The 18,150-nt window shown below is 68.1% G+C and carries 18 protein-coding genes; 6 read left to right on the forward strand and 12 right to left on the reverse strand.

Annotated elements, in window-relative coordinates; genetic code table 11:
- The first annotated feature begins 67 nt into the window (after positions 1 to 67).
- Complete coding sequence (locus tag EV147_RS17075) at positions 68 to 991, forward strand: LysR family transcriptional regulator (RefSeq protein WP_130392404.1); 924 nt, start codon at positions 68 to 70, stop codon at positions 989 to 991.
- Here EV147_RS17075 and EV147_RS17080 read toward each other — a convergent pair.
- A complete protein-coding gene (locus tag EV147_RS17080) occupies positions 988 to 1,935 on the reverse strand; it encodes a LysR substrate-binding domain-containing protein (protein WP_130392405.1) in 948 nt (315 codons plus the stop codon). The two genes, EV147_RS17075 and EV147_RS17080, sit on opposite strands and share 4 nt — an antisense overlap.
- 93 nt (positions 1,936 to 2,028) lie before the next feature.
- Between EV147_RS17080 and EV147_RS17085 the strand changes: the two genes are divergently transcribed.
- The 3 genes from EV147_RS17085 to EV147_RS17095 are packed head-to-tail and all read left to right on the forward strand — an operon-like array spanning position 2,029 to position 5,947.
- Positions 2,029 to 3,357 (forward strand): D-serine ammonia-lyase, encoded by a 1,329-nt coding sequence (locus EV147_RS17085; protein ID WP_130392406.1) that lies wholly within the window; start codon positions 2,029 to 2,031, stop codon positions 3,355 to 3,357.
- Positions 3,358 to 3,403: 46 nt separating this feature from the next.
- Positions 3,404 to 4,393: a Bug family tripartite tricarboxylate transporter substrate binding protein gene (locus EV147_RS17090; protein ID WP_130392407.1), complete on the forward strand. Its 990-nt coding sequence runs from the start codon at positions 3,404 to 3,406 to the stop codon at positions 4,391 to 4,393.
- A 27-nt stretch (positions 4,394 to 4,420) separates the two neighbouring features.
- Positions 4,421 to 5,947: an amidase gene (locus EV147_RS17095; protein ID WP_130392408.1), complete on the forward strand. Its 1,527-nt coding sequence runs from the start codon at positions 4,421 to 4,423 to the stop codon at positions 5,945 to 5,947.
- Between the two features lie 83 nt (positions 5,948 to 6,030).
- Here EV147_RS17095 and mdcH read toward each other — a convergent pair whose 3' ends face one another.
- The 11 genes from mdcH to EV147_RS17150 all read right to left on the reverse strand — a co-directional run bounded on the left by mdcH (position 6,031) and on the right by EV147_RS17150 (position 16,347).
- A complete protein-coding gene (gene mdcH / locus EV147_RS17100) occupies positions 6,031 to 6,954 on the reverse strand; it encodes a malonate decarboxylase subunit epsilon (protein WP_130392409.1) in 924 nt (307 codons plus the stop codon).
- Positions 6,939 to 7,580, reverse strand: coding sequence for a malonate decarboxylase holo-ACP synthase (locus tag EV147_RS17105; protein ID WP_130392410.1), 642 nt, complete (start codon positions 7,578 to 7,580; stop codon positions 6,939 to 6,941). Before EV147_RS17105 ends, mdcH begins: the two co-directional genes overlap by 16 nt.
- 15 nt (positions 7,581 to 7,595) lie before the next feature.
- Positions 7,596 to 8,420: a biotin-independent malonate decarboxylase subunit gamma gene (gene mdcE / locus EV147_RS17110; RefSeq protein WP_130392411.1), complete on the reverse strand. Its 825-nt coding sequence runs from the start codon at positions 8,418 to 8,420 to the stop codon at positions 7,596 to 7,598.
- Positions 8,417 to 9,286, reverse strand: a complete 870-nt coding sequence (locus tag EV147_RS17115; protein ID WP_130392412.1) for a biotin-independent malonate decarboxylase subunit beta — start codon at positions 9,284 to 9,286, stop codon at positions 8,417 to 8,419. Before EV147_RS17115 ends, mdcE begins: the two co-directional genes overlap by 4 nt.
- Complete coding sequence (locus EV147_RS17120; RefSeq protein WP_130392538.1) at positions 9,283 to 9,600, reverse strand: malonate decarboxylase subunit delta; 318 nt, start codon at positions 9,598 to 9,600, stop codon at positions 9,283 to 9,285. The genes EV147_RS17115 and EV147_RS17120 overlap by 4 nt, the downstream gene beginning before the upstream one ends.
- Positions 9,600 to 10,481 carry a triphosphoribosyl-dephospho-CoA synthase gene (locus EV147_RS17125; RefSeq protein ID WP_130392413.1) on the reverse strand — a complete coding sequence of 294 codons (882 nt, stop codon included), beginning with the start codon at positions 10,479 to 10,481 and terminating at the stop codon, positions 9,600 to 9,602. The genes EV147_RS17120 and EV147_RS17125 overlap by 1 nt, the downstream gene beginning before the upstream one ends.
- Positions 10,481 to 12,139 (reverse strand): malonate decarboxylase subunit alpha, encoded by a 1,659-nt coding sequence (mdcA, locus tag EV147_RS17130; protein WP_130392414.1) that lies wholly within the window; start codon positions 12,137 to 12,139, stop codon positions 10,481 to 10,483. Before mdcA ends, EV147_RS17125 begins: the two co-directional genes overlap by 1 nt.
- A 139-nt stretch (positions 12,140 to 12,278) precedes the next feature.
- On the reverse strand, positions 12,279 to 13,190 hold the full coding sequence (locus tag EV147_RS17135; protein WP_235844788.1) for an oxygenase MpaB family protein: 912 nt from the start codon (positions 13,188 to 13,190) through the stop codon (positions 12,279 to 12,281).
- A 62-nt stretch (positions 13,191 to 13,252) separates the two neighbouring features.
- Positions 13,253 to 14,290, reverse strand: a complete 1,038-nt coding sequence (locus EV147_RS17140; protein ID WP_130392415.1) for a cytochrome d ubiquinol oxidase subunit II — start codon at positions 14,288 to 14,290, stop codon at positions 13,253 to 13,255.
- Complete coding sequence (locus EV147_RS17145; protein WP_130392416.1) at positions 14,287 to 15,666, reverse strand: cytochrome ubiquinol oxidase subunit I; 1,380 nt, start codon at positions 15,664 to 15,666, stop codon at positions 14,287 to 14,289. Before EV147_RS17145 ends, EV147_RS17140 begins: the two co-directional genes overlap by 4 nt.
- A 3-nt stretch (positions 15,667 to 15,669) precedes the next feature.
- A complete protein-coding gene (locus tag EV147_RS17150) occupies positions 15,670 to 16,347 on the reverse strand; it encodes a GbsR/MarR family transcriptional regulator (protein WP_130392540.1) in 678 nt (225 codons plus the stop codon).
- Positions 16,348 to 16,577: 230 nt separating this feature from the next.
- On the opposite strand from EV147_RS17150, the gene EV147_RS17155 reads away from it, so the two are divergent.
- Both EV147_RS17155 and EV147_RS17160 read left to right on the forward strand, forming a co-directional pair.
- A complete protein-coding gene (locus EV147_RS17155; RefSeq protein ID WP_130392417.1) occupies positions 16,578 to 17,042 on the forward strand; it encodes a hypothetical protein in 465 nt (154 codons plus the stop codon).
- 103 nt (positions 17,043 to 17,145) lie between these two features.
- Positions 17,146 to 18,063 carry a LysR family transcriptional regulator gene (locus EV147_RS17160; RefSeq protein ID WP_130392418.1) on the forward strand — a complete coding sequence of 306 codons (918 nt, stop codon included), beginning with the start codon at positions 17,146 to 17,148 and terminating at the stop codon, positions 18,061 to 18,063.
- Positions 18,064 to 18,150: the final 87 nt, after the last annotated feature.

Raw genomic sequence — 18,150 nt, forward strand, 5'->3', positions numbered from 1 at the left:
CCCGATCTCCTACCGCTAGTCTCGAATCGGAATTAACTTTTTCAACCGTTGGTATAAGCTTCGCGGCATGGAAGCGCTCAACCTGCTCGAATCGTTCATCCAGACCGCCGAAACCGGCAGTTTCTCGGCCGCCGCCCGCCGGCTGGGCCTGACGCCGGCCGCGATCAGCAAGAACGTGGGGAGACTCGAAACGCACTTGGGAGTGCGCCTGTTTCAGCGCAGCACCCGGCGGCTCACGCTGACGCTGGGCGGCGAACAGTTCCTGCGGCAGGTCAGCGAGCCTTACGCCGCCCTGCAGGCTGCCTTTGCCAGCGTCGCGCAGGACGAAGGGCGGCCTGCCGGGGTACTCAAGGTCAGCATGGCGGTGGCATTCGGGCGGGAGTATCTGGTGCCGTTGCTCGGAGAGTTCCTGGCGCGTTATCCAGCCATCGTGCCTGACTGGCGCTTCGAGAACCGGACGGTCGACCTGATCGCCGACGGCATCGACGTGGCCATCGGCGGCGGCATCGAACTGACCGAAGGCGTGGTGGCGCGCGAACTGGCGCGGGTGCACGTGGTGGCCACCGCGTCGCCGGCCTACCTGAAAGGCAGGGCGCTGCCCCGGCATCCGTCGGAACTGGCGTCATTCGACGGCATTGCGCGGCGCTCGTCGTCGAGCGGCCGGGTTCGCACCTGGACGCTGCGCAACCAGATCGGCGAGCAGGCGCTGGCCGAACCGCGCATGCGGGCCATCTTCGACGATCCCGAGGCCATGGCGCACGCCGCCATGCAGGGCCTGGGCGTGGCGTTGCTGCCGATGCCGCACGCTGCGCCGTGGCTGCAGCGCGGGGCGCTGGTGCGGTTGCTGCCGGGCTGGTGCGCCGACAACGGGCCGATTGCGCTCTACTATCCGAACCGCAGGCAGCTGCCACCGCGGACGCGCGTGTTCATCGAGTTCATCGTCGAGGCGTTCCAGCGGCCGGAGCTGCTGCTGCGCTTCGACGGCCGCTAACGCGCGGCGAGCAGGCGGCGGCGCGCCGCGTCGAATGCCGCCCCTTCATGCGCCAGCCAGGCTTCCACCTCGGCCACCGGCTCGGTCTGGCCGTGCGCGCAGACGAAGTGGTACGACGCCCGGCTCGGCGCATGGATGCCCCACAAGTCCACCAGCCGGCCAGACTCGATATCCTCGAGCACCAGCGCGGTGCGTCCCATGGCCACGCCCTGTCCGGCCAGCGCGGCGTTGATCGCCAGTTGCGAGAGGTTGAAGCGCTGCCCCTCGGATTCGTCCGGCAGCGTCACGCCCGCGTGCGCGAGCCAGCATTGCCATTCCTCGAATTCGCTGGCGCCATCCCACGGGCTCACGTCGTGCAGCAGCATGCCGGCCCGCAAGCCGTCCGGCGACGCCAGCTCGGGATGCGCGGCGAGGTACGCCGGGCTGGCCACCGGTACCAGCCACTCTTCCAGGAACACGCGGGCCTTGAGGTCCGGATACCCGCCGGGGTCGAAGCGTACGGCGGCCTCGATGCCGTCGCGCATCATCCGCGAGCGGTCCAGCGCGTGGAACTCGCCGTAGACGCGCAGCCCGATTTCCGGATGTTGCCGGAAGAAATTGCCGAGCCGCGGCGTCAGCCAGACCATGGCGAACGAGGGGGAGCACGAGAGCGCGATTGGATGCTTGTCACGCTTGCGCAGCTGCGTCAGCGTGCTTTCGATGGCCTGGAACGATTCGCGCAGCACAAAGCGTAGCCGCTCGCCCTCCGGCGTGAGCACCAGCGCACGCGGCGTACGCAGGAACAGCGGGCGGTCCAGCCATTGTTCGAGCTGCTTCACCTGCTGGCTGACCGCGCCCTGCGTCACGCAGAGTTCGGCGGCGGCCTGGGTGAAGTTGCAATGCCGCGCCGCCGCCTCAAAACAGCGCAGCCAGCCCAATAATGATGCGGAGAGCGTGTTAGCCATTAGTCAAACTAATAGATGGATCAGTACAAATGGTTTGTCACATCGGCGGCGAGAGACAAGAATGAATCCATCCCACCTCCGTGTTGCAAGGTCATGACGATCGATACATCCAAGCTACCGCCTGAACTCCTCGCCGATATGCAGGCCGCGATGCCCGTTTTCTGGGGCAATCCCCAATGGACAGATGCCGCAGAAGTACAAACGGTGGTAGAAGGCCGTGGCATTAGTCTAGCTGATGTGCGTGAGGCGCAGGGCCGTTTCGAACGGTTCGCGCCCCTGCTGGCGCGCCTGTTTCCGGAATTGCAGGGCAGTGCCGGGCGGATTGAGTCAGCGCTGCTGGTGGCGCCCGGCATGCAGCGGGCCATCGGGCTGTCGCGGGAGCAGGGCGCGCTGTGGATCAAGGCCGATCACAGCCTGCCGGTGGCCGGCTCGATCAAGGCGCGGGGCGGCATCCACGAGGTACTCGAGTTCACCGAGTCGCTGGCGCTCGACAATGGGCTGGTGACGCGCGATTCGGACTATTCGGTGCTGGCCGGGGCGCCGGCACGGGCGCTGTTCGGCCGCTACCAGGTGGCCGTGGGCTCTACCGGCAACCTGGGGTTGAGCATCGGCGTGATGGCGTCGGCGCTCGGCTTCCGCGCGGCGGTGCATATGTCGTCGGACGCCAAGGAATGGAAAAAGGCGCGGCTGCGGGCGCGTGGCGTGGAAGTGGTGGAGCACACGGGCGACTACGCCGCAGCCGTTGCCGCCGGCCGCCGCGAGGCCGATGCCGACCCCCACTGCTACTTTGTCGATGACGAACGCTCGATGTCGCTGATGCTGGGCTACAGCGCGGCCGCGCTGCATCTGCGCGACCAGATCGAGGCGGCCGGGCTGCGTGTGGACGCCGCCCATCCCCTGTTCGTCTACCTGCCGTGCGGCGTGGGCGGCGCGCCGGCCGGCATCGCCTTCGGCCTGCGCCAGCTGTACGGGCCGCACGTCTATCCCTTCTTCGCCGAGCCAACGCAGTCGCCGTGCTTCCTGGTGGAAATGCTGGCGCCGGGCGCGTCGGTGTACGACATCGGCCTGACCAACCGCACCGAGGCTGATGGGCTGGCCGTGCCGCAGGCATCGGAACTCGCCGCGCAAGCCATGCGCCCGCTGCTGGGCGGCGTCTTCACGGTGGCCGACGACACACTGTTCGCGGACCTGCACCGTGTGCGAGAGAGCGAGGACCTGCGCATCGAGCCGTCGGCGGCGGCCGGATTCAGCGGTCCGCGCATGCTGACCGGCACTGCGGCCGGGCGCGCCTGGCTCAGGCAGAACAACCTGGAGGCGCGCATGCCGGACGCGACGCATCTGGTCTGGACGACGGGCGGCCTGTTCGTGCCCGCCGAGGAGTACGCGCGCTTTGCCGAACGCGGCGCAGCGCTGGCCGGCTGATCACACGTCACCGAATTTTTAGATTGCATCGTTGCGGAGTCACATCATGAACCGTTCGCCCCTGATCCTTTCCACGCTCGCCCATACCGTGCTGGCATGCAGCCTCGCCACCGGCGCCACGGCGGCCCTGGCCGATACGTTTCCGTCCAAGCCGATCCAGCTGGTGATCCCGTTCCCGCCGGGCGGCGCCACCGACGTGATCGGCCGCCTGATCGGCAAGAAGCTCGGCGACAAGCTGGGCCAGAGCGTGGTCGTCGACAACCGGCCCGGCGCTGGCACCATCGTCGGCGCCAGCGTGGTGTCGAAAGCCGCGCCCGATGGCTATACGCTGCTGGCCAGCTCGGGCACCACGTTCACGGTGAACCCGGCCATCCACGCCAAGCTGCCGTACGACCCCGTGAAGAGCTTCGAGCCGATCGGGTTTGCGGGCCGCACCGGCCTGATCCTGCTGGCCAACAAGGATGTGCCGGTCAGCAACCTCAAGCAGCTCGTGGCCGCCGCCAAGGCGCAGCCCGGCAAGTACTCGTATGGATCGTTCGGCACCGGCACCACGGCCCAGTTTGCCGGCGAGATGCTGTTCAACCTGGCCGGCGTGAAGCTGCTGCATGTGCCGTACAAAGGCAGTTCGCCGGCCATGACCGACCTGATCGGCGGCCAGATCCCGTTCAGCGTGGATACCGTGGCCGCGGCCATTCCGCAGGTGAAGTCGGGCAAGGTCAAGGCGATTGCCGTGACCACCGCCAAGCGCTCGGCGCTGCTGCCCGACGTGCCGACGGCCGCGGAAGCGGGCTTCCCCGGCATCGATGCCGATACCTGGCTGGCGCTGGTGGCGCCGCGCGGCCTGCCGGCCGATGTGAAGCAGAAGCTGGAGAAGGCGCTGAGCGAAGTGATGGCGGATCCGGACACGCGCAAGCAACTGCAGAACGCCGGCTTCGAACCGGTGGAAGGCAACGGCGCGGCGGTCTCGGCGCTGATCAACAAGGAACTGCCGCTGATGCGTGCCACGGCGCAGCGTGCGAATATCACGGCTGAGTGATTCACGCCCCGCAAGGAGACAGGCAGTATGCAGGACACAAACACACTGGTCGCCCGCCCGGCCACCGAGTTGCGCCGCATGATCGGCAGCAAGGAAATCTCGCCGGTGGAGCTGCTCGATGCGTGCATCGCGCAGATCGAGCGGGTGAACCCGTTTCTCAACGCGGTGACCGCCACCTGCTTCGACCGTGCCCGCGACGAGGCGCGCGCGGCCGAGCGCGCGGTGCTCGAAGGCAAGCCGCTGGGCCTGCTGCACGGGCTGCCGCTTGGCGTGAAGGACCTGGAGGCCACGGCTGGGCTGCTGACCACCTATGGCTCGCCGCTGTACCGCGACAACGTACCGGCCGAGGACAACGTGCTGGTGGCGCGGCTGCGTGCGGCGGGCGCCATCGTGGCTGGCAAGACCAATATCCCCGAGATGGGCGCGGGCGCCAATTCGCGCAATGACGTGTGGGGCGCCACGGGCAATCCGTTCAATCCCAACCTCAATGCCGGCGGCTCGTCGGGCGGGTCGGCGGCGGCGCTGGCGGCCGATCTGCTGCCGGTGTGCACGGGATCCGATACGGGTGGCTCGCTGCGCATCCCGGCGGCCAAGTGCGGCGTGGTCGGCTTCCGGCCGTCGCCGGGCGTGGTGCCAAGTTCGCGCAAGCTGCTCGGCTGGACGCCGATCTCGGTGGTCGGGCCGATGGGCCGCACGGTGGCCGATGCCTGCCTGCAACTGGCCGCGTCGGCGGGCGTGTCGGCGGGCGATCCGCTGACGTATCCACTGGACCCGATGTCGTTCCTGACGCCGATGCCGGTGGATCTCGGCAGCCTGCGCGTGGCCTATACCGAGGACTTCGGCTGCTGCGACGTGGACGAAGGCATCCGCCGCACGTTCCGCGAGAAGATTGCCGCCATGCGGCACCTGTTCCGCAGCTGCGATGCCATCGACGTGGATCTGGGCGAGGCGCATCGCTGCTTCGACGTGCTGCGCGCGGAGAGCTTCGTCGCCGGCATGCGCGACGCCTACGAACGCGACCCGGGCAGCCTTGGCCCGAACACGCGTGCCAATTTCGAGATGGGCGCGAAGATGTCGCTGCTCGACAGCGCCTGGGCGCAGGCCGAGCAGACCCGCGTGCTGCAACGCTTCCAGCGGCTGTACAGGGACTATGACGTGATCCTGTCGCCGACCACGCCGGTGTCGCCGTTCCCCTGGACCTCGCTCTATGCGGAGTCCATCAACGGCGTGAAGCAGGAGAACTACTACCGCTGGCTGTCGTTGACCTACGTGGTCACGCTGACCACGCATCCGGCGCTGTCGTTGCCGTGCGGACTCGACCACGCCGGCATGCCGTTCGGCCTGCAGATCGTGGGCGGGTTCCGCGCGGATCACCAGACGCTGGGCGTTTCTCACGCGATGGAACAGGCCTTCGCGGCCATCCCGACGCTGCGCCGTCCGCTACCCGACCTGGCCGCGCTCAAGCCGGCCGAGCCGTCGCTGACCTCGATCGTCACGGCCCCGCCGGTGCTGGATGCGAAAGTGAAGCAAGGCAAGGAAGCGTCGGCGGTCTGACTGCCGGCTTCTTCCCGTGGTTGTGCTCCCCTCTCCCATGAAATGAGAGAGGGGAGCAAGACCTGTGGCAGGCCTGGGCGTCGTCAAGCTTCCCCAGCCCGCCCCACCAGCACGCGCACACTATCCATCCGGCTTTCCGCCAGCGCCACGGCCTGCGGAAACAGCGGCTGGCACAGCCGCGTCAGCACGTTGCCGGGTGGCATCTCCACGGTCAGGTCCATGCCTACTGCTCGGGCCAGCAGCATCGTCTCGTGCCAGCGCACGGGCAGCGCCATGTTCTGCGCAAGGTCTTCGGCAAGGCGCGCAGGGTCGCGCAGCTCGCGTGCGGCGCTGGCGCTGAAGTAGCGCAGCCGGGGCCTGCTGAATGCCACTTTCTGGACGGCCGCATGCAACGTCGCGGCGGCTTCGTCGAGCAGCGCGCAATGCGAGGGCACGGCGATCGCCACGCGCTGCGCGGTGCGGGCGCCGGCGGCGAGCGCCAGTCCGGCGGTGCGCGCCAGGGCCGCGTCCGCGCCGGCGATGACCAGCTGGCTGTCGGCGTTGTAGTTGGCGATGTAGACCGGGGTCTCGTTGCTGTGCACCTCGGCAACCAGCGGTGCGAGCTGTCCGGCGTCGAGACCGAGGATGGCGGTCATGCCGAAGCCGTGCGGGTATGCCTCGGCCATCAGCGCGCCGCGCAACGCCACCAGCCGTACCGCGTCGGCGAACGGCAGCGCCCCGGCCATCACCGCTGCCGGATATGCGCCAATCGACAGCCCTGCCACGCCGTGCGCGGGCGGCCCTTCTTCGAGCAACGCCCGGGCACTGGCGACGCCGGCCACCAGCAGGCAAAGCTGGACCGAGACCGTCGACGCCAGGTGTTCCGCATCGTCGTGGCGCAGCACATCGGTACCGAGCACGTCGCTGGCCTCGGCCAGGGTCGCCGCCACGGCACGGTGGTCCGGCAGGGCATGGAGCATGCCGGGACGCTGCGCGCCCTGGCCGGGAAAGGTCAGCAGTGCGGGCATGAAGCGAGCCAGGGGTCATCGCAGAGCACGGGGCCGGCGTCGGTCTTCACCAGCACGCGGCCGCCGGTGCGCAGCCGCTCGCGCAGCGCGAAAGCGCCCAGCGGCGTGGCGATCTGGATATCGAGCCGGACTTCATGCGCGGCCAGCAAGGCTTCCAGCGCGGCAAGATCGCGCCCGGGCAAGGGCGCGGGCGCGTGGATGACCAGGTCGATGTCGCTGCCGGAATGCAACACATCGATGCCCGACGCCAGCGCGAAGCCCACCGCCCCGGTAATGCCCCAGCCGTAGCCGAGCAGGCCGAGCCGCGCCGCCACATGGTCGAGTGCGCGCAGCGCGGGCAGCACGTCGCGCCGTGGGTGCAGCCGCCAGAACCCGGCGCGCGCGATCTCTTCGGGCGAGACCACGCTCGCGCACTGGTCGGGGTGGAGCCACGCCGCATGCCGCTGTGCCCGCTCGCGGCCACGGATGCCCACCGGGATGCGACCCGTGGCGTCGCGGTCGCGCCGGACCACCAGCGGCGCCTGCGCGAGCCAGCCGGCATCGGCCCAGTCGGGCAGTGCGCCGGCCGCAAGGAATGCGGCCGGGTCGCGCAGCCAGACCAGATCGTGCGGTCGCAGCGGGGTCATGGCGGGTTCAGCCGGTCAGTCCTGCCACTGCGCGCGCAGCAGTTCACGTGCCCGGCGCGTGGCGCTGCGGTTCGCGCCGTCAAAGCGGCTGCGCAGGTCGCGGTGCGGATCGACGTCGATGTCAGCCAGCGCCTCCTGCAGATGACGCACGAGCGTGGCGCGGTCCTCCTCGGTGGGCGCGGCGGCGTCCTGCACGGCGACCGTGCGCCACAGCAGCCCCAGCGACGTGTAGTTGCCGAGGTCATAGGCCATCGGCGGCACCGTGGCGGCGAAGGCTTCCAGATCCTCGACGCTGCGCAGCGTGATGCGCGCGGCGGCGTCCTTGCCCATCGCGTGCACCTGCACGCCGGCGTCGTCGAGCGCCACGATGCGGTTGGCCTGGTAGCCATGGGCGAGGAACGCGCCCGACATGGCCTTGCCGACCAGCAGCGCCACCACGGGATGCCCCTGCAGGCGCGCCGTGGCATAGGCGGCGGCCGCGCCGGCCAGCGCCTGATGGATGCCGAAGGCTTCCTCGCGGCGGCCGTAGGCCTGGCTCGGCGTATCGACAATGGCGACGATGGCGCGCTTGTGCGGCGCGTCGCGGTCGGCGTCGATCACCTCGTGGACCGCACGCGCCAGCGCCCAGCCTTCGAGCAGGCCAACTTCGCCCTGGCGGGCGCGCGGCAGCGGGCTGGCCGCATCGGGTACCACGGCGATCAGGCGCGCCGCGCGGCCTGACCATTCGATGTCCGCGATCTGGACTGACGGCGGGTAGCCCGCCACGCGCGGCACCTTGCCGGCCAGCGCGGTCAGCCAGGCGTCGCCACGGCTCACGGATTGCTCGGTGCTGGCGGTCATTTGCGTTCTCCCAGATAGCGGCGGACCATGGCGGGGTCCGGCTGGTGTGCGGCATCGCCGGCCACGTAGGCGGCGATGCACTGCTGATAGTGCACGTACTGCTCGCTGCGCGGGCCATCGGCGGCGGGGGTGGGGGTGGGGGGCTGGGCAACGAGGTCGGCCACGACGTTGCGGACTTCCGCCGTGTCGTCGTCGACGAAGCGGTCCGCCAGCCCGGTGGCAAAGCGCTGCTCGCCGCCGGTCAGGCCCCAGATGAAGGGGCGGTCGCGCGAATCGTATTCGCCGATGCCGGCCTCCTGCTCGATCACGGCCGGGCCGTTCAGGCCGAGGCGCGCCTCGCGCGTGACCACCAGGGCCGAGCACAGCGCCGCCGCGATCGACATGCCGCCGAAACAGCCCACCTGCCCGGCAATCACGCCGATCACGGGCTGGTAGCGCCGCAGGTCGACGATGCCGGCGTGGATCTCGGCAATCGAGGCCAGTCCGAGGTTGGCTTCCTGCAGCCGCACGCCGCCGGTCTCGAACAGGATCACCGCGCGCGTGGGCACACCGTTGCGGTTGTCGTCGGCGGCCAGTTCCAGCGCGCCGGAGATCTTGGCGCCGCCAACCTCCCCGAGGCTGCCGCCCTGGAAGGCACCTTCGATGGCCATGACCACGGCGGGTTGGCCGTCGATGCGGCCCTTGGCCACCACCACGCCGTCATCGCCCTGCGGGACGACGCCCTGGCGGGCCAGCCACGGCGACGTCAGTCCATCGAATGGCCCGGCCAGTTCGCGGAACGTGCCGGGATCGAGCAGGGCCTGCGCCCGGGCGCGTGCGGTGAGTTCGACAAAGCTCTCGCGCGAGAGCAGGGTGGCGCGATTCATGTCGGCTCCTTGCCGCCGGCCTGCGCCAGCGCTTCGAACGCTTCGGCCAGGCGCATGCCGACCACGCCGGGCGTGGCGCCGAAGTCGTGGATACGGATGTTCATCGCGGCGCGCGGCTCGGCGCTGAAGACGCGCGTGAGCTGGGCGTCCCAGACGCGGCCGTAGCCGTTCACGGACGTGGTCACGTCGATTGACGTCTTGCCCGTGGCGCCCGGCTCGATGATGACTTCGAGATCGCCGGAGCCCACCACGCCCACGAGCACGCGGCGCGCGGCAGGCGCTCCGGCGGCAAATTCGAAACGGTGCTGTTCCATCATTGGTCTCCCACGGCATGCAGCCGGTCGAGGAAAAGGGTGGCGGCCAGCAGGTCTGCCGCGCCGCCGGGCGAAGCGCGCTGCGCGAGCATCGCGGCTTCCAGTTCGTGAAGACGCCGCCGGCCGGCCAGCGTGCCAATGCCGCCAGCGTCGAGCACGGCCTCCGCGCCTGCCTGCACATCGTGGAGTCCCGCACGGCCGGCGCGCGCCAGCACGCAGGTATCGTCGAGCCGCGCCATGATGGCGAGCAGCGCGTTGACCTGCGCGGTGGGTTCGGCGTCGCCGCGCGCGCGGCACTCGCGCAGCGCTGGCAGGCCGACGGCGGTCACGTGCGGAAAGCCGGCCTCGGCCTGCTCGCGGGCGCCGCCCACGCCGTAGACGGCGCGCGTCAGTTCGCCCTTGTTGCCGGTGTGCACAGGGCGATGGCGGTCTGGCAGCCGCGCAATCACGGCGGCCATCTGCGCGATGGCGCTCGCGCTGCGGGTCTTGCCGAGCCAGCCCGCGGCGCCGGCCAGCAGGCCAAGCGCCCAGATTGCGCCGCGGTGGGTGTTGATGCCGCCGGTGGCCTGCAGCATCGCCGTCTCGGCCTCGCGCCCCAGCGCGCCGAGCCGTTCGCGCAGCGCCACGTCCAGGCGGGTGGCGCGCTGGCCGGCCTGCGCCATGGCGACGAAGCTGCCGCGCAGGCTGTGCGCGGAATCGAGCATCGTGCGCAGCGTCATGTCGCCATGGGCGCCGCTGCCGCGCGCATCGACCAGCCCCGGCTTGGGCGCCAGCATGGCTTCGTCGACCAGTACGGCCACGGCCAGGTCGCCGATCCGGGCGGCCAGGCTGGTATCGCCGGCGCCGTCCGTGCGCAGCGGGAGGGAGGCAACGGCAGTCATTACCAGCTCCTGAACCGTGCCGGCGGGTTGTAGAGGCCGCCAGACCACTCCACGATGTCGGCCATGCTCTTGGCCGCCAGCAGCGAGCGCGTGGCCTGCGAGCGCTGCACGCCCAGATCCTCGGGCAGTGCGATCAGGCCGTCGCTGCGCATCTGGCGCGTGGTGGCCGGGTCGTGCTTCATGCCGATCGGCGTGACGCCCGCCACGGCGGCGATCATGCGGCGGCGCTCTTCGAGCGAGCGCGCCTTGTAGAGATAGGCGATGCCTTCCTCGGTCAGCACGTGGGTCACGTCGTCGCCGTAGATCATCACGGGCGCCAGCGGCATGCCGCTGTCCTTCGCCACCTGCACGGCATCCATCGATTCGACGAAGGTCGGCTTGCCGCCGGCCTGGAACGTTTCCACCATCTGCACCACGAGCTTGCGCCCGCGCGCCAGCGGATCGTCGGTCTCGATCAGGTCGAGCCAGGCCGGCGTGGCGTGGCGGCGGCCGCCCGGGTTGTGGCCCATGTTCGGCGCGCCGCCGAAGCCGGAGAGCCGCCCGCGCGTGACGGTGGAGGAGTGCCCGTCGCCGTCGATCTGCAGCGTGGAGCCGATGAACAGGTCTACCGCATACTGCCCGGCCAACTGGCAGAACGCGCGGTTGGAGCGCATGCTGCCGTCGGAGCCGGTGAAGAACACATCGGGCCGCGCCGCCACATAGTCTTCCATGCCCAGTTCGCTGCCGAAGCTGTGCACGCTTTCGACCCAGCCCGATTCGATGGCGGGGATCAGCGTGGGGTGGGGGTTCAGCGTCCAGTACTTGCAGATCTTGCCCTTGAGGCCCAGTTGCTCGCCGTAGGTAGGCAGGATCAGCTCGATGGCGGCGGTGTTGAAGCCAATGCCATGGTTCAGGGACTGGACATTGTGGCGCTCGTAGATGCCGCGGATCGCCATCATCGCCATCAGTACGTGCACCGGCTTGATCAGGCGCGGATCGCGCGTGAACAGCGGCTCGCAGAAGAACGGCTTGTCGGACTGCACCACGTAGTCGATCCAGGAGCCGGGAATGTCCACGCGCGGCAGGTCGGCGGGGTCGTCGACGATCTCGTTGACCTGGGCGATCACGATGCCGTCGCGGAAGGCGGCGGCCTCCACCAGCGCGGGGGAATCCTCGGTACTCGGGCCGGTGTAGAGATTGCCCTGGCGGTCGGCCTTGTAGCCGGCGGTCAGCACGATATGCGGCGTCAGGTCGACATAAAGCCGGGAGTACAACTCGATATAGGTGTGGATGGCACCCACTTCGAGCAGCCCATCCTCCAGGAACTGCGAGATCCGCACGCTCTGGGCGCCCGCATACGCAAAATCGAGCTTGCGGGCGATGCGGCGTTCGAAGAGGTCCAGATGCTCCACCCGGCTCACGCTCGGGATGATCATGTGGAGGTCGTGCAGGCGGGCGGGATCGGCTTCGGCCAGGGCGCGCGAGAGGAAATCGGCCTGTTTCTGGTTGTTGCCCTCCAGCACCACGCGGTCGCCGGGCGCCACGATGGTTTCCAGGAAGGCCACGATGTCGTCGGTGGGCACGACCTTGCCCGTGGCGATCTTTTCGCCGAGGGCCTGGCGGCGGCGCTTCTCGGCGCGGCGCGTGTCCCACTGTCGTTCCGGTATCGGGTTCAGCATGACGTCTCCGGTGTGCTGCGATGGTTACCGGAACGATAGGCGACGCGGGGCCGGTCGAACAATCAAGCTGCGAGCCGGACCGTTACGCTGGGAGTAAAGAAAGGGAGGTAAGCGCCGCTCGGGGCACCGGGCTGACCGGTCAGCCGCCCGCTCCGGCCGCTACCCGGCGCCGGGCGCGTGCCGCCAGCCCGGGTCCGAGCGCCCAGCGCAGCGTGGGGGCCAGCCCGCGCATGCCGGCCAGCGCCATCGCGCGGCGCAGCGACGGACGGTGCAGCCCGAGCATCTGGCGCGCCCACGGCGGCAGCAGGGCCACGCCGGCGTCGGCCATGGTCCGCACGGCGGGCACCAGCAGCGGATTGGCCACCGGCATCGCCATGACCAGCCGCACCACCTCGCGCGTCCGTTCGCTGTTGACGAGGTACGGGCGCTGGGCGTCGAGATAGGTCTCGATGGCTGCGCGGGTGCGCGGCACGTCCGGGGCCCCGAGCAGCGCGGCCACCTCGGCTTCCTCGTCGAAATAGCGGTCCTGGTCGGCCGCCGGGAGCGGTCCCACGTAGCGCAGGTAGCCGGCCAGGAAGCTCGATACCTCGGCCACATGCACCCAGGTCAGCAGGGCGGGGTTGTCGGCGGCATAGGGCTGGCCATCGGGTGCCTGCCCCTTGATGGCGGCGTGGATACGCCGTACGCGCTCGATCAGCTGCATGGCGTCAGCGCGGCTGCCGTAGGTGGTGCCGGCGATGAACTGGGCGGTGCGGCCGAGCCGGCCCTGCATGTCGGTGCGGAACGACGAATGATCCCAGACGCCGGCCAGCGCCAGCGGATGCAGCGCCTGCAGCAGCAGCGCGCTGACGCCGCCCGCCAGCATCGCGGGGAAATCGGCGTGCACGCGCCAGCAGACCGCATCGGGGCCGAACAGGCCGGGGTCTCCGGGCGGATTGTCGTAATCGATGCTCAGGCCGGAGTTGCTGCGGGTCAGCGCGCGAACCTGCGCGCCGGCCTGGGCGCGCAGACGGGTGAGCAGCGGACCGGTTGGGGTGGGAGAGGTGGACACGAGATGCGGGTCGGCGTCGGGTATCGTCGAGGATACACCCGTCGCCGGCTTTGCTCTTCTCCTCAGTCGTAACGCAGGTCCGTCGCCTTGCCCCAGAACACCCGATACGCGTAGGCCGTATAACCCAGGATGGTCGGCAGCACCACCGCCGCGCCAATCAGGATCACGCCGAGAGATTCGGGTGCGCTGGCGGCCTGCCAGATGTCGATGCGGTCCACCACCAGGTATGGGAACAGGCTGTAGGCCAGGCCGTTGAACGCCATCAGGAAGATCACGGCGGTGCCGGCGAACGGCACCCAGCACCAGCGGTCGTTGCCGCGTGCGTGGAAGTCGCGCAGCTTGCGCAGGAAGCGCTCGATGACCAGGAACAGCGCCATCGTCAGCAGCGGGATCGGCGCCAGCAGGATGATGTTGGGCAGGCTGAACCACTTTTCGAAGATCCGCTCGCTGACCATCGGCGTGACGATCGAGATGGCCGCCACGCCCGCCGCCGTGATCCAGAGGCTGCGGCGCGCCCAGTAGATGGCCCGCAGTTGCAGCGCCCCGGTGGTTTTCATGATCAGCCACGTGGCGCCCAGCTGGCAGTAGCCGGCCACCAGGCACAAGCCCACGGCCACCGCGAACAGCAGATTGGGCAGGTCGTAGCGGAAGCCGGTGATGTAGAGGCCCAGCATCAGCCCCTGCGAGAAGCTGGCCAGCAGCGAGCCGGCGTAGAACGCGAAGTTCCACCACGGCTTGTGCGGATCGCGCGCCTTGACACGGAAATCGAACGCCACGCCGCGGATGATCAGCCCGGCCAGCATCAGCGCGACAGGCAGGTAGAGCTGCGTCAGGATCACGCCGTGCGCCAGCGGGAAGGCCGTCAGCAGCAGCCCCACGCCGAGCACGAGCCAGGTTTCGTTGGCGTCCCAGAACGGCCCGATCGACGCGATCATGGTGTCCTTGTCGGCATCGTCGGCGCGGCGCAGCAGTACGCCAACGCCCAGGTCGTAGCCGTCGAGGATCACGTAGATCAGCATCGACAGGCCCATCAGCGCCAGGAACACCAGCGGCATCCAGCCGGCCGGCTGGCTCAGGTCATGCATGGTGGCCGGGTTCATTGCGCGCTCCTGGGTTGGCCGGGAAGGACGGGTTGCGGCGTTTCGATGGCGGGTTCCGGCGTGCCGCCGGCTTTACCGGCCTTGCGGGCGAGATGGAACACCACCGAGATATAGGCGACGATCAGCAGCAGGTAGAGCGTCAGGTACATCGCCAGCGTGCTGCCGATCATCGTGGCAGGCACCTTGGAGGCAGCCTGTGCCGTGGTCAGCACGCCGTAGACGAGGTAGGGCTGGCGGCCGATCTCGGTCACGTACCAGCCGGCCACCAGCGCGATCCAGCCCGAGAACGTCATTGCCACCAGCGCGCGCGCCAGCCACTTCGACGGCGCACCTTGCCGGCGCAACTGCCAGGCGCCGAGCCACGACACCGCCAGCATCAGCAGGCCCACGCCGACCATGATGCGGAACGCGAAGAACAGCGGCGCCACCGGGGGATGGCGGTCCGGGAAGGCGTCGATGCCGAGGATCTCGCCGTCCACCTTGTGCGTCAGGTAGATCGACGCCAGCTTCGGGATGGCGATCTCGAAGTCGTTCGACTGCGTACGGGCATTGGGCAGCCCGAACAGCACGGCCGGCGCGCCTTTCTCGGTTTTCCAGATGCCTTCCATGGCGGCGATCTTGGCCGGCTGGTGGTGGAGCGTGTTCAGGCCGTGCAGGTCGCCGGCCACGATCTGCAGCGGGATCAGGATCGCGGCCAGCGTCACGCCGGTACGCAGTGCGTGCATGACATCCGGGCTGCGGTCGTTGCGCAGCCAGCGCCAGGCGGAAACGCCGGCGACCAGAAAGGCGACCGTCAGGCCCGATGCCAGCAGCATGTGCACCAGCCGGTAAGGGAACGAGGGGTTGAAGATCACGGCGAGCCAGCTCGTGACGTGGGCGCGGCCATCGATCATCTCGAAGCCGGCAGGCGTCTGCATCCAGGAGTTCAGCGCCAGGATCCAGAACGCGGACAGCGTGGTGCCGCCCGCCACCAGCAGCGTGGCAATGGTGTGCATGCGGTTGCTGACGCGGCGCATGCCGAACAGCATGATTCCAAGGAAGGTGGCTTCGAGGAAGAAAGCGGTCAGTACCTCATAGGCCAGCAGCGGGCCGGCCACGTTGCCCACCGTTTCCATGTAGCCAGGCCAGTTGGTGCCGAACTGGAAGCTCATGGTGATGCCGCTGACCACGCCCAGCGCGAACGTCAGCGCGAAGATCTTGACCCAGACGCGGTAGGCATTCATCCAGCTTTCGTCGCCGGTCTTGCCGTAGCGCAGCTTGAAGAACAGCAGGACCCAGGCCAGCGAGATGCTGATGGTCGGGAACAGGATGTGGAATGTGATATTCGCGGCGAACTGGATGCGCGCCAGTATCACCGGATCGACACTTGCAAACACGGACTACTCCTTGCGGGATCGGGCAGGTTTTGCGGGGGTTTTGCTGGTGGCCGGGGTGGCCGGGGTGGCTTTGGCGGCTTTTCCCGTCTTCGCGGGCTTTTGGGCCTTCTCCGTCTTCTCGGTCCGGGACCCCATGCCGATGGCCGATGTCAGCCGGTCCTTGACGTCCAGCAGCTTGGTGACGCGCGAGCCCAGCCGCATCAGCTTTTCGAGCGTGGCCACGTCGAGCTTCTGCATGTCGCCGAACCATGTGGTCACCAGCAGGATCAGGCCGTACATCTCCTTCATGCGGGCCTGTGCGTGGCGGTCCTCGTCGGAAAGCGGGGTTTCCAGCTGCACTTCGCGCAGCATCGACAGCGTGGGATCGATCTCGCGCCGCCGCCGTTCCTCGGCCAGCGTCCGGAAAATCGCCCAGACGTCGTCTGGCGCAGAGAAGTACTCGCGGCGGTCGCCGGGCTGGTGCGACAGCCGGACGAGGTTCCAGGACTCCAGTTCCTTGAGGCCGATACTGACGTTCGAGCGCGAGAAACCCAGCGCTTCGGCTATTTCGTCGGCATTGAGGGGGCGCGCCGCGGTAAAGAGCAGGGCGTAAATCTGACCGACCGTTCGGTTGATCCCCCAGCGGCTGCCCATCTCACCGAAGTGGAGGACAAAGCGCTGGATCAGGGGCGAGAGTTGCATTGTCTGTTTTTGAATTTTCAGGAATTTCTGAAAGTTTAAAACAAAACTGAGGCAGGTGTGTGAGGAATGGATGGGGTGTGGCGTTGTGTCGCTGGACGGGGACGACGTAGCGACGGTCAAAAAGTCAACGTTTCATTTCTGAAACGATGACTTTCCGATGCTTGTATTTCTAACGGGCAATGGCGCCGCTATGCTTCCGGCGCATACAACCATGAATGAGGCTTCCCGGCATGAGCCAGATCAGCAGCGTCACGCAGAACCATCTCGCCTCAAGGTACTTCCCTGTGCCTTCGCAAGCTGAACAGGTCACCCCGCAGGACTCGGAGGTGGCTGTCGCAGTCGCTGGAGAAGAACAGGACGTTGGGGACACTGCCCGGCCCGCCGAAGCCAAGGGGCCGGTGGCTGCCACAGGCAACGAGAAGAAGTCGCAGCAATCGGAGTCCGCCAAATCGATCAAGGCCCAGATCGAGCAGATGCAGAAGCAGCTCGCCGAACTGCGCGAGCATCTGCAGTCCGTGCAGTCGGAACAGCGCAATGAGCGTGAAAAGGCTGCCATGGTGGCCGCGATGGAAACCCAGATGGCCATGCTGCAATCCTCGATCATGGTGGCGACGATGAAGCTCGCGGAAGCCATGGCGAACGAAGGCACCGAGCTTCTGGACAGCACAGGCGGCTACCTGCCGCCCGCCAGGTAGGGCAAAACGCAGCAGGCATGAAATCACCTGGCGATGCGTGGCGCCTTGCGCGCGTCATGCGTGGTTGCATCGCGCCGCGGCGTCGTGAAGGTGCGCAAGCAGAATGAGCAAGTTACCCGATTTTGAAGGTTTGGCGATGTTTGCCAAAGTCGCAGAGGAGGGCTCGTTTGCCGCGGCGGCCAGAGTCATGGACGTGTCGGTGCCGACAGTGTCCCGGGCGATAAGCAGGCTGGAAGACCGCCTCGGCGGCAGGCTTCTGAACCGGACGTCACGCCAGCTATCGCTTACCGAGTTCGGACATCAGATGGCCGCCAAGGCTGCGGAAATATGTCGGCAGGCGGAAGCGGTAGAGCTCGAAGCCCTGGAACTGTCCGAGAATCCGCGCGGACGCGTGCGCATTGCAATCCCGATGTCCTTTGGGCTTCGATGGGTGGTGCCCATCCTCCCCAGGTTGATGGACAAGTATCCGGAGTTATCTCTGGATCTGCATCTGTCCGACGCAACGGTGGATATCGTGGCGGAGGGTTTCGATGCCGCGTTGCGCATCGCCTCGCTGCCAGACTCATCGCTGGTAGCCCGCAAGATCTGCTCGGTGACGCAGTACCTCGTGGCGTCGCCGGCATATCTTGAAACGCATGGACGTCCGGCGCACCCCCGCGAACTGGCAGCTCGCAAATGCCTCAGTTATGCGTATCGGGCACGTAGCCAGGTCTGGCAGTTCACGCACGACAGTGGATACCATGAGGAGGTGGTGCCCTCCGGCCCGCTTCGCGTGACAAATTCCGAAGCGATGGTTCCCATTCTGCTGGAAGGCATCGCCATTGCGGAGTTGCCCGAGTTCATCGCGGGAGAGTACCTGGCGAATGGCCGCCTGGAACGGATTCTTCCGGAGTGGAACATGACCCGGGGCGGCCTGTATTTTGTCACCCCATCTGCGCGAAGCAAGCCGGCAAAGATTCGGGCGGTGTCAGACTTCTTTGCAGAGAACCTGTCCGAGCCGTCGTGGCGATGGCCACAGTAGGACGCAGTCGAGGGCAGGGCCGCCGGGATGGACGACTGGGAAACACTCTCCCGGCGAGCCTTGCAGACTTTCCTGGCTTTGCTTCTT

Source organism: Cupriavidus agavae (assembly GCF_004217045.1).
In the GTDB taxonomy this organism is placed as follows: Bacteria; Pseudomonadota; Gammaproteobacteria; order Burkholderiales; family Burkholderiaceae; genus Cupriavidus; species Cupriavidus agavae.

Bases quoted from the DNA above. Each gene is read 5' to 3' on its own strand.
- EV147_RS17150 (WP_130392540.1), bottom strand. From the start codon at position 16,347: ATGCAACTCTCGCCCCTGATCCAGCGCTTTGTCCTCCACTTCGGTGAG.
- EV147_RS17125 (WP_130392413.1), bottom strand. From the start codon at position 10,481: ATGACTGCCGTTGCCTCCCTCCCGCTGCGCACGGACGGCGCCGGCGAT.
- EV147_RS17140 (WP_130392415.1), bottom strand. From the start codon at position 14,290: ATGAACCCGGCCACCATGCATGACCTGAGCCAGCCGGCCGGCTGGATG.
- EV147_RS17155 (WP_130392417.1), top strand. From the start codon at position 16,578: ATGAGCCAGATCAGCAGCGTCACGCAGAACCATCTCGCCTCAAGGTAC.
- EV147_RS17105 (WP_130392410.1), bottom strand. From the start codon at position 7,580: ATGACCCCGCTGCGACCGCACGATCTGGTCTGGCTGCGCGACCCGGCC.
- EV147_RS17120 (WP_130392538.1), bottom strand. From the start codon at position 9,600: ATGGAACAGCACCGTTTCGAATTTGCCGCCGGAGCGCCTGCCGCGCGC.
- EV147_RS17160 (WP_130392418.1), top strand. From the start codon at position 17,146: ATGAGCAAGTTACCCGATTTTGAAGGTTTGGCGATGTTTGCCAAAGTC.
- mdcH (WP_130392409.1), bottom strand. From the start codon at position 6,954: ATGCCCGCACTGCTGACCTTTCCCGGCCAGGGCGCGCAGCGTCCCGGC.
- mdcA (WP_130392414.1), bottom strand. From the start codon at position 12,139: ATGCTGAACCCGATACCGGAACGACAGTGGGACACGCGCCGCGCCGAG.
- EV147_RS17090 (WP_130392407.1), top strand. From the start codon at position 3,404: ATGAACCGTTCGCCCCTGATCCTTTCCACGCTCGCCCATACCGTGCTG.
- mdcE (WP_130392411.1), bottom strand. From the start codon at position 8,420: ATGACCGCCAGCACCGAGCAATCCGTGAGCCGTGGCGACGCCTGGCTG.
- EV147_RS17115 (WP_130392412.1), bottom strand. From the start codon at position 9,286: ATGAATCGCGCCACCCTGCTCTCGCGCGAGAGCTTTGTCGAACTCACC.
- EV147_RS17080 (WP_130392405.1), bottom strand. From the start codon at position 1,935: ATGGCTAACACGCTCTCCGCATCATTATTGGGCTGGCTGCGCTGTTTT.
- EV147_RS17095 (WP_130392408.1), top strand. From the start codon at position 4,421: ATGCAGGACACAAACACACTGGTCGCCCGCCCGGCCACCGAGTTGCGC.
- EV147_RS17075 (WP_130392404.1), top strand. From the start codon at position 68: ATGGAAGCGCTCAACCTGCTCGAATCGTTCATCCAGACCGCCGAAACC.
- EV147_RS17085 (WP_130392406.1), top strand. From the start codon at position 2,029: ATGACGATCGATACATCCAAGCTACCGCCTGAACTCCTCGCCGATATG.